The organism is Bradyrhizobium sediminis (assembly GCF_018736105.1).
GTDB lineage: Bacteria > Pseudomonadota > Alphaproteobacteria > Rhizobiales > Xanthobacteraceae > Bradyrhizobium.
Genome location: NZ_CP076135.1, coordinates 4,101,669 through 4,115,509, shown reverse-complemented (window position 1 = coordinate 4,115,509; position 13,841 = coordinate 4,101,669). Strand labels below are relative to the sequence as shown.

General features: G+C 63.6%; 10 protein-coding genes and 1 pseudogene. 6 read left to right on the top strand and 5 right to left on the bottom strand.

The window, feature by feature from the left end; genetic code table 11:
- Positions 1-10: 10 nt before the first annotated feature.
- Entirely contained in the window at positions 11-1,000 is a 990-nt protein-coding gene (locus KMZ68_RS19780) for an alpha/beta fold hydrolase (protein ID WP_215612852.1), read from the bottom strand.
- Positions 1,001-1,349: 349 nt separating this feature from the next.
- Here KMZ68_RS19780 and KMZ68_RS26255 point away from each other — a divergent pair.
- Together KMZ68_RS26255 and KMZ68_RS26055 are read left to right on the top strand one after the other, a co-directional pair.
- A pseudogene (locus KMZ68_RS26255) lies at positions 1,350-2,813 on the top strand (calcium-binding protein); the annotation flags it as partial.
- Between the two features lie 201 nt (positions 2,814-3,014).
- Positions 3,015-4,937 carry a beta strand repeat-containing protein gene (locus KMZ68_RS26055; RefSeq protein WP_249779419.1) on the top strand — a complete coding sequence of 641 codons (1,923 nt, stop codon included), beginning with the start codon at positions 3,015-3,017 and terminating at the stop codon, positions 4,935-4,937.
- A 385-nt stretch (positions 4,938-5,322) separates the two neighbouring features.
- On the opposite strand, the gene KMZ68_RS19770 is transcribed toward KMZ68_RS26055, so the two are convergent.
- Positions 5,323-6,453 (bottom strand): helix-turn-helix transcriptional regulator, encoded by a 1,131-nt coding sequence (locus KMZ68_RS19770; protein ID WP_215612850.1) that lies wholly within the window; start codon positions 6,451-6,453, stop codon positions 5,323-5,325.
- A gap of 607 nt (positions 6,454-7,060) precedes the next feature.
- Here KMZ68_RS19770 and KMZ68_RS26160 point away from each other — a divergent pair.
- A complete protein-coding gene (locus tag KMZ68_RS26160; RefSeq protein ID WP_256443685.1) occupies positions 7,061-7,192 on the top strand; it encodes a hypothetical protein in 132 nt (43 codons plus the stop codon).
- 31 nt (positions 7,193-7,223) lie between these two features.
- On the opposite strand, the gene KMZ68_RS19765 is transcribed toward KMZ68_RS26160, so the two are convergent.
- On the bottom strand, positions 7,224-8,759 hold the full coding sequence (locus KMZ68_RS19765) for a helix-turn-helix domain-containing protein (RefSeq protein WP_215612849.1): 1,536 nt from the start codon (positions 8,757-8,759) through the stop codon (positions 7,224-7,226).
- Positions 8,760-9,014: 255 nt separating this feature from the next.
- On the opposite strand from KMZ68_RS19765, the gene KMZ68_RS19760 reads away from it, so the two are divergent.
- Positions 9,015-9,857, top strand: coding sequence for a class I SAM-dependent methyltransferase (locus KMZ68_RS19760; RefSeq protein ID WP_215612848.1), 843 nt, complete (start codon positions 9,015-9,017; stop codon positions 9,855-9,857).
- Between the two features lie 126 nt (positions 9,858-9,983).
- A complete protein-coding gene (locus KMZ68_RS19755; RefSeq protein ID WP_215612847.1) occupies positions 9,984-10,823 on the top strand; it encodes an alpha/beta fold hydrolase in 840 nt (279 codons plus the stop codon).
- Positions 10,824-10,940: 117 nt separating this feature from the next.
- On the opposite strand, the gene KMZ68_RS19750 is transcribed toward KMZ68_RS19755, so the two are convergent.
- Positions 10,941-11,363, bottom strand: a complete 423-nt coding sequence (locus KMZ68_RS19750; protein ID WP_215616405.1) for a GFA family protein — start codon at positions 11,361-11,363, stop codon at positions 10,941-10,943.
- A gap of 273 nt (positions 11,364-11,636) precedes the next feature.
- On the opposite strand from KMZ68_RS19750, the gene paaI reads away from it, so the two are divergent.
- On the top strand, positions 11,637-12,074 hold the full coding sequence (gene paaI / locus KMZ68_RS19745; protein WP_215612846.1) for a hydroxyphenylacetyl-CoA thioesterase PaaI: 438 nt from the start codon (positions 11,637-11,639) through the stop codon (positions 12,072-12,074).
- Positions 12,075-12,077: 3 nt separating this feature from the next.
- On the opposite strand, the gene KMZ68_RS19740 is transcribed toward paaI, so the two are convergent.
- Positions 12,078-13,724: an FAD-dependent oxidoreductase gene (locus tag KMZ68_RS19740; protein ID WP_249779655.1), complete on the bottom strand. Its 1,647-nt coding sequence runs from the start codon at positions 13,722-13,724 to the stop codon at positions 12,078-12,080.
- Positions 13,725-13,841 lie beyond the last annotated feature (117 nt).

Genomic DNA, 13,841 nt, shown 5'->3' with positions numbered 1-13,841 from the left:
GTGCCGCCCTTCAAGGATGCCGATCGCGGGCCTTTGCGTTTGAAAGCTTTGACATGAACCGGGTGATGAGCGCCGCCACCTCGTCGGGCTTCTCGTCGAGCGCAAAGTGGCCGGCGTCGATGATGTGAACCTCGGCGCCGGGAATCTCGCGCTTGTAGGCATGCGCTTCCGCGGTCTCAAAAGACTGATCGTATCGCCCCCAGACCACCAGTGTCGGCGGTTTCGTCTGGCCGAGCCAGGCCTGCCACGCCGGATAGCTGGCGACATTGGTCCGGTAGTCGAAGAACAGATCGATCTGGATGTCGCTCTCGCCAGGCCTGTTCAGAAAGGCGAATTCGTCAGACCACAGGTCCGGATCGTAATTGGCCACGTTGGGGCTGGAGCCGAGATGCCTGCGCTGCGCTCCCGCCAGCGATGTCAGGCCCTGTTTGAAGCCTGCCTCGTTCGCCGCGCGGTCTGCCCAGAATTCCCGCATCCTGTTCCAGCGCGGACCGAGGCCGTCGTCATGGGCGACGGCGTTCTGGATGACGATGCCCTGCACGCGCTCGGGATGCGCGATCGCGAGCCGGAATCCGACGGGGCCACCGTAATCCTGCATATAGAGTACGTAGCGGCTGGCTCCGACCGTTTCGGTAAAGTGCTGCATCACTTCCGCGACATGATCAAAAGTATAGGCGAACGCCTTGGGATCCGGGGCATCGCTATGGCCGAAGCCCGGATAGTCGGGAGCCAGCAGGTGGAACTTGCCGGAAAGCCGCGCCAGCAGCGGATCGAACATCCGAGAGGACGAGGGAAAGCCGTGCAGCAGCAGGAGCGTCGGTTTGTCCGGCGCTCCGGCCTCGCGGTAGAAGATGTCCAGGCCGTCGACCTTGACGGAGCGATAGAAGACCGGCGGCGGTCCTTTTGGGGAAGGGGCGGTTGGCGTGGCCGCTTGCGCCAATCCGTAAAGCAGCAGTCCGAGACACGCTGCGGCGGAAACGCTTGAAAACAATCGGGACATAAATTCTCCGGGTTTGGGCGTGTCGATGGCTGGATGGTCAAGGCTCGCGTTCATCAGGACGGCCTGTATGAATGTTTCGGCCGACGATGGCGTCATGCGAATGAAGGATGGGCGGTACGCTGATTGTCTCGCGTCGAACACACACACGGCAATGTGATGCAACGCTGCTGGAATAACCGGACGTCGGCAAAGCGGTAACGAAAACGCAAACCTGATCGCGTCTCCGCATCACAAGTTGATGATGATGCTTTCCTCCAATCGCACGACGCGCCGCCGGCACATCCACCGCAATTTCAGAGTTCGCGAGGTGCACATCTGCACGCGCAACTGAATTGTGAGGATCAATATTATGGCCAATTTCATCGGAACCAGCGCCGACGAAATCATCATTCCGTCCTTCGTTTCATCGACGGTCCCGGCAAGCGGCGGGGTTCGTCCGTCGAACGCCGCGGACTCTATCGACGGCGGCGCCGGCAACGACATCATCGACGGTGGCAGCGGCAATGACGTCTTGCTCGGTGGCGACGGCAACGATTTGCTGATCGGCGGCAATGGCAATGACACCGTTACGGGTGGTCGCGGCAATGACACAGCGCTGCTCGGCAACGGCAACGACCTGTTCGTCTGGAATCCGGGCGACGGCAGCGACGTGGTCGAGGGCGGGGCGGGCACCGACACGTTGCAGTTCAACGGCTCCAATGTCGGCGAACGTATCGATATCTCGGCCAGTGGCGGCCGCGCGACGCTTTTTCGAGACGTCGGGACCGTTACGATGGACCTCAACAGCGTCGAGCGCATCCAGATTGCGGCTTCGGGCGGCGCCGACACCGTCACGGTCAACGATCTCTCCGGTACCAGCGTCAGGCAGGTCGCTGTCGACCTGGCAGCCGCGGGCACCGGCAATGGCGACGGCCAGGCGGATACCGTGGTCGTTAACGGGACTTCGGGCGACAATCGCATCAATATCGCCAGCAGCGGCGCATCCGTCACCGTCAGGGGGCTGTCCGCGCAGGTGATCATCGATCATGCGGAGGGCGCCGATGATTCGCTCGTCGTCAATGGTCTCGATGGCAACGACACCATCAACGCTTCGGCGCTCGTTGCCGGTCAGATCAGGCTCACGATCAATGGCGGCGCTGGTAACGATACGATCCACGCCAGTGATGGCGGAGATATCCTGCTCGGTGGCGACGGCAACGATATTCTGATCGGCGGTACCGGCGGCGACCACTTCTCGGGCAATGATGGCGATGATTTTATCATCGGAGGTGGTGGAAACGATGTGGCCGATGGCGGTGCCGGCAATGACCTCATCCGGACCGGCTCCGGCAGCGATTTCCTCCAGGGGGGCTCCGGCAACGATACGATCCAGGCCGGCGGCGGCAGCGACTTCATCGAGGGCGGCGATGGCAATGACATCATCGCCGGTGGAGCGGGCAACGACGTGGCGTTGCTCGGCGCCGGCGACGACCGGTATGCCTGGAATTCCGGAGACGGCAGCGACGTCGTCGAGGGCCAGACTGGTATCGATACGCTCGCCTTCGACGGCTCGAGCGCCAACGAGGTCATTGCGGTCTCGGCCAATGGCCAGCGCGTGCTGCTGACGCAGGATGTCGGCAATGTCACGATGGACATCAATGGCGTCGAGAACATCGCGATCAGCGCCGGCGGCGGCGATGACGTCATTGTCGCCGGTAACGGACTGGCGACGCTCACCAGCCGGACGATCGATGGCGGTGCAGGCAACGACAGGATCACCGGCGGTGACGGCAGCGACAGGCTGATCGGCGGCGATGGCGACGATACCGTCACGGGTGGCCGCGGCAACGACGTGGCGTTGCTCGGTAGCGGTAATGACCTGTTCGTCTGGAATCCGGGTGACGGCAGCGATATCGTCGAGGGCCAGGCAGGCTTCGATATGCTGGTGTTCATCGGCTCCAATGCCGGCGAGCATGTCGATATCTCGGCCAATGGCGGCCATGCAAGGCTGTTCCGCGATGTCGGCGCGGTCACCATGGACCTCAACGGGGTCGAGCGGATTCAGCTAGCGGCCCTGGGCGGCGCCGACACCATCACGGTCAATGATCTCTCCGGTACGGGCGTCAGGCAGGTCGCCATCGACCTCGCGGCGACCGGCGGCGCCGGTGACGCTCAGGCGGACAACGTGATCGTTAATGCTACGGCAGGCAATAACCGCATCAGCATTGCAGCTACCGGCAGCATGGTCACCGTCAGCGGGTTGCAGGCAGAGGTGACCATCGATCATGCCGAAGGCGCCGACGACTCGCTCCTCATCAGTGGTCTCGATGGCAATGACAGCATCGACGCTTCCGCGCTTGCCGGCCAGATCAACCTCACGATCGACGGCGGCGCGGGCAACGACAACATCATCGGCAGCGCCGGTGACGACGTGTTGAGCGGCGGCGACGGCAATGACGTTGTCACCGGCGGAACGGGGGCCGACCTGGTGCTGCTCGGCGCCGGCGACGACCGCTTTGTCTGGAATTCCGGCGATGGCAGCGACATTGTCGAAGGCCAGGCGGGTGTCGATACGCTGGTTTTCAACGGCTCGAGCGCCAGCGAGAATATCGACATCTCGGCCAATGGCGGCCGGGCGAGATTGTTCCGCGACGTCGGCAATGTCACGATGGATATCAACGGCATCGAGCGTGTCCAGATCGCGGCCTCTGACGGTCCCGATAACATCGTGGTCAATGACCTCACCGGCACCGGCATCACACAGGTTGCGATCGATCTGGCCGCGACCGGTACATCCTATGGCGACGGTCAGTCCGATCAGGTGATCATCAACGGAACCGCCGGAGGTGATTTCATCACCGTCGATCGCAGCGGTGGCGCCATCAGGGTGAGCGGGCTTGCCGAGACCGTGACCATCGCGCACGCCGAGGGCGTGCTCGACCGGCTGACGGTGTCGGGCGGTGCAGGCGATGACGTGATTGACGCCAGCAGCCTGCCGACCAATCAGATCGGCCTCGCTCTCAATGGCGGTACCGGTAACGACGTCATCCTGGGAAGCCGCGGCAATGACAGCGTCAATGGTGGCATCGGCAACGATGTGGCGGCGCTGGGCGACGGCAACGATCTGTTCACCTGGAAGCCGGGTGACGGCAGTGACGTCGTCGATGGCCAGCGCGGCGTCGATACGCTGGCGTTCAACGGCTCGAATATCGGCGAAAACATCAGCATTTCTGCAAACGGTGGGCAAGCGACGCTTACCCGGGACGTTGGCGCCGTCACCATGCACCTCACGAGCGTCGAGCGCATCGAGCTCTCGACTTTGGGCGGGGCGGATCACGTTGCGGTCAATGACCTCTCCGGTACCGGCGTGAGGCAGGTGGCGATCGATCTTGCGGCGTCGTTTACCGGCAGCGGCGACGGCCAGGAGGACACCGTCACGATCAATGGCACGGCAGGCAACGATTACGTCAATCTGACAGCTGCCGGCTCCTTGATCACCGTCAGCGGGTTGCCTGCGCAGGTGACCGTCGACCACGGGGAGGCGGGAGACCTTCTGACGGTCAACGGCGGCGCGGGCAACGACACCATCGATGCCTCTGCGGTGCCCTCCGGGGCGATGGCGCTGGCGCTCAGCGGCGGTGACGGCAACGATACGATCACGGGCGGCAACGGCAACGATGCCCTGGTTGGCGGCAACGGAAATGACACGTTCGTGTTCAATTTCGGCACGAGCGGCCAGGATGTGATCCAAGATTTCCAGGTCCACGGCTCAAGCGCGTCGGGTGACGTGATCGGGCTCGCCGGCTTTTCGGATCATACGTTCGATCAAGCTCTTGCGGATGGTCATATCGCGCAGTCAGGGGCGGATGTCGTCATTTCGGATGGAACCGGCATCATCGCGACGTTGCAGAACGTCTCGCTTGCCGCCCTTCATGCCAACGACTTCATGTTTTCGTGATCCGTGGCCCGAAAAGGTTTCGCTGCTGCCGCCTCAAGGGGCGGCAGCGTTTTCCTGGGTGCTGAGATTGACTTGGCTTCACCAGTAGGCCGCCCTGCGGGATTGCGAGGCCATCACCTGAGCTGCGTCGGCCGAGCGGACGCCAGTATCAATTTTATACAATACGACGCCATGTGCCAGGGCGATGCCGGCGATGGCGCATATCAGTAGGATTCGCTTCAGCACGATTCGCTCCTCTGGAATAGCGGAGCCACAGATAGGTTTCGATCGGCTCGTCGTCCTCCCCCATTCGGACGAAGTCCGATTACAATATTTTGATCCGCGAGCGAGGTTGACACGGCGGCAGGCAGCCGCCGTGTCAAGCAAGTGTCCGGAAGGAGAGGGGTCAGTTCGCCAGCGGCGTGGAGAAGCCTGCAACGAGCTTGACCAGATCGGCCTGGCGGCCGACGCCGGTCTTTTCGAACAACCGGCTGAGGTGGGTCTTGACGGTGGTAGCGGCAACGCCGAGAGACGCAGCCACCTCCGGAACGCCGCCGATATCGACGATGGCAAGCAGGACGCGCAGCTCGGCAGGCGTCAGCTTGTACATCTCGCCGATGACCTCGGCAGGCGAGGACTCGAGAGCGGCCTTTCGGACGAACAATGCGGCGACCGCATTGAAGCCAAGGCCGACGCCGCGCCGTGCACCGGAGGTCAGCGGCAACACATGGGCGATGTAGCGTTCGCCATTATGCGCGGTCAACGGCAGCGCTGTCCCCTTGACGCCGAGAACGGTGTCACCCGCGCTCGCGGCGACGAGGATATCGCGCAAGGCTGCGTTGGTCGCCGCGTCGCCGGCGACAAGCCGTCCGCAGGCGCCTTTGCGGAGGAAATCGGCGGCTTCAAGAAGGGCGCCGCCGACGGAGTTGGCATGGACAATGCGGCCGCTGGCGTCGACCAGGACCATGCCGGCACTCAGCCCATCGAAGACATCCGTAAAGCATATCGCCTCGGCTTCCTTGTGATGGATGGTCTTGCCGATCAGCAGCGCACGACGCACGTGGGGAATGACGAGCGCCATGCGATGGCGCATTTGGTCATCGACCAAGCCGCTCGTCTCCTGCCGCGCAACGCTGAGGAACGTGCAACTCGTCGCCGATCTCTCGATCACCGCGCTCGCAATGTCGCCCCAGCCATGCGGCTGCGCCCACTCGCGATAGAAGCGGCCCCGGCGAAATTCGTCATAGGGTACGAGATCTACAGCGCTCACGATCTGATCGACGCCGACGGACCCCGGATCCGCCGTCGAATCGAGCTTAGGATAGCTCTCCGAATAGGCCTGCAGGGTCTCGGGATCATTCCCGATGTAACAGTAGAGGTTCTCGGAATCGTTCAGGGCATGCTTCGAAAGGAGACTGCCCGAATGGCCACCGGTAAAGCCGGCAATTCTGTCGAGAACATCGGTTCGTAGGTCGGGGTCGAATACGGCGTCATAGATATCGCCGATCAGTGCGGAAAGCTGCTTTCTATCATCCATTATTAGTAGTCCCAGGGAAAATGACGTGGAAGGAAATGACGGTCGCGTCCCGCCGCCGAGACATTACGATTCAGTGGCATTTCCGTGGCAGGTCAAGCCGGGCACGTCATTGCGTGGCGCGAAACGGCTAGGCGACGCTTCAAATTAACGTGTCGGTGTGGAAGCGGGATTCACCATGCGATGACGGCCTCCTCCGATCGGAGGATATTGGGATCCGTTCAAGAAATTATCATCACCCGTCGTCTGACCGAATGACGACGGTAAGTCGCTCGAATTCTATGTTCGCGCGATACGCAACATAGCAAGCGAGGCAGGCCGATGCGCGCATACAGCAATGAAGCAACACGGTCATTCGAGCCGACGGTGGTCGCCACGCGACGGAGCTGGCGGAAGCGGCGAATCCATTTCCGGCTGCGCAGTTTCGGACGCGTCGCCGGATTACACATGAGCGGCATATGGACAGGCCTGATCAGGGCGCTTCATGACTCGCGGAGCCGGTTGGCGGCGCGCTTGATCGCTCAGCATCGGCATCTCATCCACGACGATCATTGTGCCGATCGCAAGGGGCCTCAGACGCGGGCAGCCGATTTCGTGGAGTGATAACGCGATGCCGTGGCGGCTTTACTTCGTGCTGGCGGCCTTGATGGTCGTCTTCGCATTCGCACACATACTGGCGCTGCAAAAACTGAATGCAATGCAGGGCGAGGGGCCGGCTGCGATCGATAGGCTGGTCGACTAGATCTCGCCGGACGCCGCGCCGGGAATCCTGCCTAGAGTGGCAATCCGACGCTGTGCAGCGCATCGAAAACCCGGTCGCAATAGGATTGCGGCAGCGGTGGCAGACCTTGTTGCACGTCCGAGATGGTCAGCTCCGGGTAGTCCTCCCGCAGCGCAGTTACGCTGCGGCGGGCTTCGGATTCATCTCCGATCAGTACGTAAGCGGGGCACATGGTGCGGTGGATCCAGGTCGCCGACGGATGCTCGGCCAGCGCGCGTTGTTGCCAATGGGCGGCTTCCGAATAGCGGCCCGACTCGAAATGGGCGCAGCCGATACCAACCATGCTGTTGAAGGCGAGACTGTCATGGGGCGCGAGGTCGAGTGCTATCTTGAACCGCTCGATCCCCGAGTCCGCGTCGCCGTTGTAAACGTCGATCCATCCGCTGCGGCTCCAGGCCCAGGCGGAACCGCCGTCGATCGAGAGCGCCTTGCGGATCATCAGATTCGCGGCATCGAGGTCGTGCAGGAAGGTGAGGGCGTTGCCCAGCACGGCAAGCACGGTAGCGTCCCCGCCAAGACTTTGCGCCTTCCGTGCCAGTTCAGCGCTTCGCGCGCGGTCTTCGGTCGGAGTCGTGGCGAAGTGATAGACCACGCGCTGCCCGTATGCCCATGCCGCGAGTGCGGTCGCCAGTGCATGGCCGGGGTCGCGTTTCATCGCCCGTTCGAGCAAGTCCAGCGCGTACGCGTTGCCTTCGGCATTGAGCGAAAGAACGAAGGGCATCGCCCGCAGCGCCAGGTCGTGCGGACTGAGATCGGCGTCCGCCTTGCGGCCGGCGCGATCGATTTCCGCCAGGCGCAGGCATGGTTGCACCGCTGCCACGATTTTGGTGGCGAGATGCTCGTCGGGGATGGTGTCGTCTCCAAGCGGGCCATCGGACCGATGCGCGGTCAGATGACAGCCGGTTTCGGCATCGATCAGCCGGAGGGTCAGGCGGGTTTGTCGATCCGATCCGCTGATCGTGCCCACGAGATGGTAGCGCGCCGCGCCGGGTTGCCGGGTGACGACGGCGCCGGCCCGGTTCAGCGCGGTGGTGAGTTCATCGGCAATACTGCGCGCGATGCCGCCGTGTTCCGGGGCGGCGTCGATCGGGCCGAGCGCGACCATGGGCCGGTCGCGGCTGGAGATGAAAAAGGCAGGCATCGCCGAGAGCGCATCGTTGAAGATAGCCTGCCGCTTCAAGGTCTGCGACGGCGTTTCGCCGAACTGGCGGCGATAGTCGACGGAAAACCGCCCGAAATGCGGGAAGCCGCAGCGCAGGGCGACATCCATCACCTTGGCATCGGGCAGGCCCTGCAGCAGTTCGCGGCGCGCGCGCTCGAATCGGACGTCGCGGAGAGCGGCGCGGGGCGTCTTGCCGAGAAACAGCCGGAATTGCCGCTGCAGCGTACGGCTGGACAAGCCCGCCGCCCCGGCCAGTTCGGTCACGCTCCAGTCGCGCCCGGGATTTCCGCGCATGGCGTCGAGCGCGCGGCGGACGCCGCGCGGCAGCGGCGCCGAGTTCGAAGTTCCGTGGGCGCATGCATTCATGGAGATACTCCGGCGATATGACTGTAAACACCGATGGCGGTGAAAAATTTCATATTCTGGATAGCCCTGTCGCGAATTGGATAGAGACGGGATGCCTCTTAGACTAGGTCTGCGGAACCGGGATTAGGTTCAGATCAGGAGCAATTTTTGCGACAGGATCTGATCGCGATCTGCGGAACATGAGCATTGGGCGGCGCCGATTGTGGCGAGCCAAAAGCACCAACATCGCCATCCAATTTGAACGGAGGAACAATTATGATTGCATCCGCGGCAGTACAGAACGCCCAGCCCAGCCCAGTCGATCTGGGGGTTCTCAAGACACGCCAGCAAGGCGCCTGGTCTTCCGGCGATTATGCGGTGGTCGGCACCACCCTTCAGATCGTCGGCGAGGAACTGTGCGAAGCCCTCGATCTTCGCGCCGGGCAGAAGGTTCTCGATGTCGCCGCCGGTAACGGCAACGTCACGCTCGCCGCGGCCCGCCGCTGGTGCGACGTGGTGTCGACGGACTATGTGCCGAGCCTGCTCGAACGCGGCCGGCTCCGCGCCGCGGCCGACGGTTTGTCGGTCGAGTTCAGGGAAGCCGACGCGGAGGCGCTGCCTTTTGCCGATGGCAGCTTCGATGCCGTGGTCTCGACCTTCGGCGTCATGTTCACGCCCGACCAGGACAAGGCGGCGGCGGAATTGCTCAGGGTATGCAGGAGCGGGGGCAAGATCGGCCTCGCCAACTGGACGCCGGAAGGCTTCATCGGGCAGGTCTTCAAGACGCTCGGCAAATACTTGCCGCCGCCGGCCGGTGCGAAGTCGCCCGCATTGTGGGGGACCCGGGCGCGGATTGCCGAAATGTTCGGACCTTCGGCCCTCGTCATCGAGGCCGAGCCGCGCAACTTCGTGTTCCGCTACCGGTCGCCGGAGCACTTCATGGAGATCTTCAAGAGCTATTACGGCCCGATACTCAAGGCCTTCGCCGCACTCGATGCCACAGGCCAGCAGGGGCTGCGAAACGACCTGCTCGCGCTGATCGGGCGGATGAACCGCGCCGAGGACGGCACGATGGTCGTTCCGAGCGAATACCTCGAAATCGTGATCGCCAGGCGCTGATCCGGATTTCTCCTGGCGAGGAAGTTCGCGCGAGGCCGGCCGCCGGGCAATCGATCGTCCGGCGGCCTTGCCTCGGCGAAATACCATCCGCCGAACTTGTCCGTTCTTGAGGGAATGGGTCAGACCATGATCGAAGACACACGTGGATGCATCGACTACGACGAATCCGGAGAGGGCCGGACTGTCGTGCTGGTGCCGGGATCGTGCAGCACCGGCGCAGCCTGGCGGCCGGTGATGGCGCAATGGGAGAACGACTATCGCTGCGTCACCACGAGCCTGCTCGGATATGGCGGCACGCTGGAACGGCGCAGCGCTGACGACGCCGATATTGCCCATGAGGCGGAAGTGCTGGAAGCCGTGATCCGGCGCGCCGGCTGCCCGGTGCACCTCGTCGGCCACTCCTTTGGCGGCCTGTCGGCGCTCGCCGTCGCGCTCCGGGCGCGTGTGCCACTCCTGAGCCTGACCATCGCCGAGGCGCCGGCGCTGGAGATCCTGCGGCACGCGGGCGAGTACCGGCACTATCTGGCGTTCCGGAAGATGTCCGAATCCTACTCCAGGGCCCATCAGGCCGGCGAGACCACGGCGATCGAACAGATGATCGATTTCTATGGCGGTGCGGGGACTTTCGCCGGCTGGCCGCAGCGCGTCCGCGATTACGCAACGCAGACCACCCCGGCCAATCTCCTGGATTGGGCCAGCGCCTACGGTTTCGAGCTGACGTCCGGGTTGCTCGCGACGGTGAAAATTCCGACGCTGGTGTTGTGGGGCGAGGCCAGTCACCCCGCCGCCAAGCGCGCCAACCAGCTTTTGGGCCAGTGCATCCCGGACGCCAAAGTCGCCACCATCGCAGGCGCGGCGCATTTCATGATCTTGACTCATGCCGGGGAGGTGGCGGGCATGATCGAGCGACACATGGCACGGGCGGAACACAGGGTGGCGGCGGCTGCGGCGGTGCCGGCCAACTGAATCTGGATTCGTCTTCAGCGACAAAGGGGATCCGGACCTTCGGATCCCCCTGCCTGTTCTATTGCAGATCGGATATTGGCGACCTCGCCGATCGACGGCTGTCGGATGAGGCGACCGCTATTCCGCGACGGCCTCGCCCGAGCCGCCAAATTCCTTCGGAAAATCCTTCAGCTTCGGCAGGCCGTCCCGCATCGGCAGCACCGTTTCGGCATAATTGACGTGAACGCCGGGCGCGAAGGCAAGCGTCGGGATCGTCGCGGTGAATACGTCGACGAGTCCCAATGGCGGGTGATTGGTCATCAGATGCCCGCCGCACTTCGCGCAATATTGGCGCTGGCTGAGCGGGGTCTTCTGGAACGTCGCCACATGTTCGGCTCCCGATGTTACGCGCACGGCTCCCGGCTTCCAGAGGCTGAAGGCATTCACGGGCCCACCGGACCACGAACGGCAGGAACTGCAGTGGCAATAACCCATGGCTTCCGGCGAGCCGGTGACCTCCAGTTTGACAGCGCCGCAGAAGCAGCTTCCAACATGAGCCATGGCTCTTCCTTTCGAGTTGGGATGTTGCCGGTCCACCACCGAGCGGCCGGGGATAATTGGCTCTGCGTTAGCAGACCGGCTGCCGCGCCGCGTCCGTCGATTGGATGACGGAGCCGCATCAATTCGTGATCTCTTGTGATCCATCGGTGTGTGCTTGCGCGTCATCGCGAACGTCCTCCGACCGCATGACGCAATGCATTGCGTGCAGCGCTACGGTGTGGCCGAAGCCCGCTTCATGCGAGATCATCGATCGAGGAGGTTTTTGTGGGAAATATGGCCGCCATTTCGTCGAGCAAGCTGGCGCTGGCCTGTGCGGATTTCCTGTGGCGACAGGATGCAGCCCTGCGAAGCCTCGGCCTGGAGCGGTTATCGATCGACGCGGGCCGGGCCACAGTCGCCATGACCGTGCTGCCGGGCATGGTCAACGGCATTGGCATCACGCACGGTGGCGCGATTTTCAAACTCGCCGACGCGGCATTTTCACTGGCCAGCAACGCCTACAATGAACGAACGGTCTCCGCGCATTGCAGCATTTCGTTCCTGCGGCCGACCAGGCTCGGCGACCGTCTCGTAGCGACGGCGACGGAGGTCGTGCGTTCCGTGCGCTCCGGAATCTATGACGTTCGCGTGACCTTCGAAGATGAAGTCGTGGCGGAATTCCGCGCACATTCGCGCGTCATCGGCGGCAGCCTGCTGTCGACTGCGCTCTGATCTTCACGGCTTCGATGCATCCGCAATATGCCGGCCCGCGATATAGCCGAAGGTCAGCGCGGGCCCGAGCGTGATGCCGGCGCCGGGATAGTTGCCGCCCATGATGCTCGCCATGTCGTTGCCGGCGGCATAGAGCCCTTCGATGACGCGGCCATCGCCGTCCAGCGCGCGGGCGCTCGCATCGGTTCTGATCCCGGCATAGGTGCCGAGATCTCCGATCACCATCCTGATCGCGTAGAAAGGTCCGTTTTCGACCGGGGCGACGCAGGGGTTCGGTCCGTGCAGCGCATCGCCCTGAAAGCGGTTATACGCGCGCGATCCCTTGCCGAAGGCCGTATCCTGTCCGCTCGCCGCCGATGCATTGAACTGCGTCACCGTCGCCTCGAGCCCTCGGGCGTCGATACCGGCCTTGGTCGCCAGTTCCGCCAGCGTAGCGCCGCGCATGAGGTAACCGGTGCTGAGGTGGCGGCCGATCGGCATCGGAAACGGCGGCACGCATCCGAGGCCATATTTGCGCAGGGTTTTGTGATCGCAGATCAGGAAGGCGGCGATCTCTTCGCCGGGCCTGGCGGCCTTCATCATGTCCTGGACGAAGTCGTGATAGGAGTTGCCCTCGTTCGCAAAGCGCGCGCCGTCGCGCATCACGGCGATCACGCCGGGCTTGGCGCGATCGATGAAATGCGGCATCACGCCGCTGGTGCCGTCTTTCCGCTTGGTGACCGATACCGGCACCCATGCCGCGGCATTGGGCAGTGTGTCTTCGACGCGTCCGCCGACCGCTTCCGCCATGCGCAGGCCGTCGCCGGTGTTGCCGGCCGGGCCGGGCGAATAATGCTGGGTGCCGTCGGGCGCGTGCGGAAACATCGCCTTGCGCCTGGCAACGTCATGCGGGAAGCCGCCGCAGGCCAGCACCACGCCGCGTCTGGCATGGACGCGGACGAGGCGTCCTTCCCGCTCGACCATGGCGCCGCGCACCGCACCGTTGTCGACGATCAGTTCGCGGACGGGGGATGACAGCCACAGGGGTATGTTGAGGTCGAAGGCGGATTTCGCCAGCCGTCCGGCAAGCGCGTTGCCGTTGGTCAGCGTCATGCCGCGGCCGTAACGCATCACGTCCATGAGATGGCGGGACAGCCGCTTGGCGACATAAACCGCCGACGTCAGCGATTTGGTCGCGCGCATGAAGTGGATGATCTCCTTGCCCGACCCCAGCATCATGCCGAACACGGTCAATTCCGGCAGCGGCGCGCCGAGATTCCTGACATGTGGGCCGAGCTCGCGTCCGTCGAACGGCCGCGTCACCATCGAGCGGCCGCCCTGGGTTCCGCCGGGTGCTTCGGCATGATAGTCGGGAAACACCAGCGGCATGTCGAAACGCAGTGCGGTTTGCGAGGTGAAGAAATCGACCGCTTCCGGTCCGGCGGTAAGGAAGGCATCGACCCGCGCCGCGTCGAAGCTGTTGCCCGCTTCATGCCGCAGATAGGTTCGCGCCTGATCCGGGCTCTCCTTGATGCCCCAGGCGTGCGCCAGCGACGTCCCGGGAATCCAGAGCCAGCCGCCGGAGCGCGCGGTGGTGCCGCCGAAACGCGGCTCCTTCTCGACAATGAGGACATTGAGGCCGCCATGGCCTGCGGTGACGGCGGCGGACATGCCGGCGGCGCCGGAGCCGACCACGAGCACGTCGCATTCATAAGTAGTGTCTGCGCCATCGCGCTCGCCGTCCGCCACGCCACCCCTCCCGGTTTTTCCAAGCAAAGCTGCTTTTGT

What these genes read in the sequence shown, in the direction of transcription:
- KMZ68_RS19740 (WP_249779655.1), bottom strand. Translation starts at nt 13,724, where the DNA reads ATGTCCGCCGCCGTCACCGCAGGCCATGGCGGCCTCAATGTCCTCATT.
- KMZ68_RS19755 (WP_215612847.1), top strand. Translation starts at nt 9,984, where the DNA reads ATGATCGAAGACACACGTGGATGCATCGACTACGACGAATCCGGAGAG.
- KMZ68_RS19780 (WP_215612852.1), bottom strand. Translation starts at nt 1,000, where the DNA reads ATGTCCCGATTGTTTTCAAGCGTTTCCGCCGCAGCGTGTCTCGGACTG.
- KMZ68_RS19770 (WP_215612850.1), bottom strand. Translation starts at nt 6,453, where the DNA reads ATGGATGATAGAAAGCAGCTTTCCGCACTGATCGGCGATATCTATGAC.
- paaI (WP_215612846.1), top strand. Translation starts at nt 11,637, where the DNA reads ATGGCCGCCATTTCGTCGAGCAAGCTGGCGCTGGCCTGTGCGGATTTC.
- KMZ68_RS19765 (WP_215612849.1), bottom strand. Translation starts at nt 8,759, where the DNA reads ATGAATGCATGCGCCCACGGAACTTCGAACTCGGCGCCGCTGCCGCGC.
- KMZ68_RS19760 (WP_215612848.1), top strand. Translation starts at nt 9,015, where the DNA reads ATGATTGCATCCGCGGCAGTACAGAACGCCCAGCCCAGCCCAGTCGAT.
- KMZ68_RS26055 (WP_249779419.1), top strand. Translation starts at nt 3,015, where the DNA reads ATGGACCTCAACGGGGTCGAGCGGATTCAGCTAGCGGCCCTGGGCGGC.
- KMZ68_RS26160 (WP_256443685.1), top strand. Translation starts at nt 7,061, where the DNA reads ATGCCGTGGCGGCTTTACTTCGTGCTGGCGGCCTTGATGGTCGTCTTC.
- KMZ68_RS19750 (WP_215616405.1), bottom strand. Translation starts at nt 11,363, where the DNA reads ATGGCTCATGTTGGAAGCTGCTTCTGCGGCGCTGTCAAACTGGAGGTC.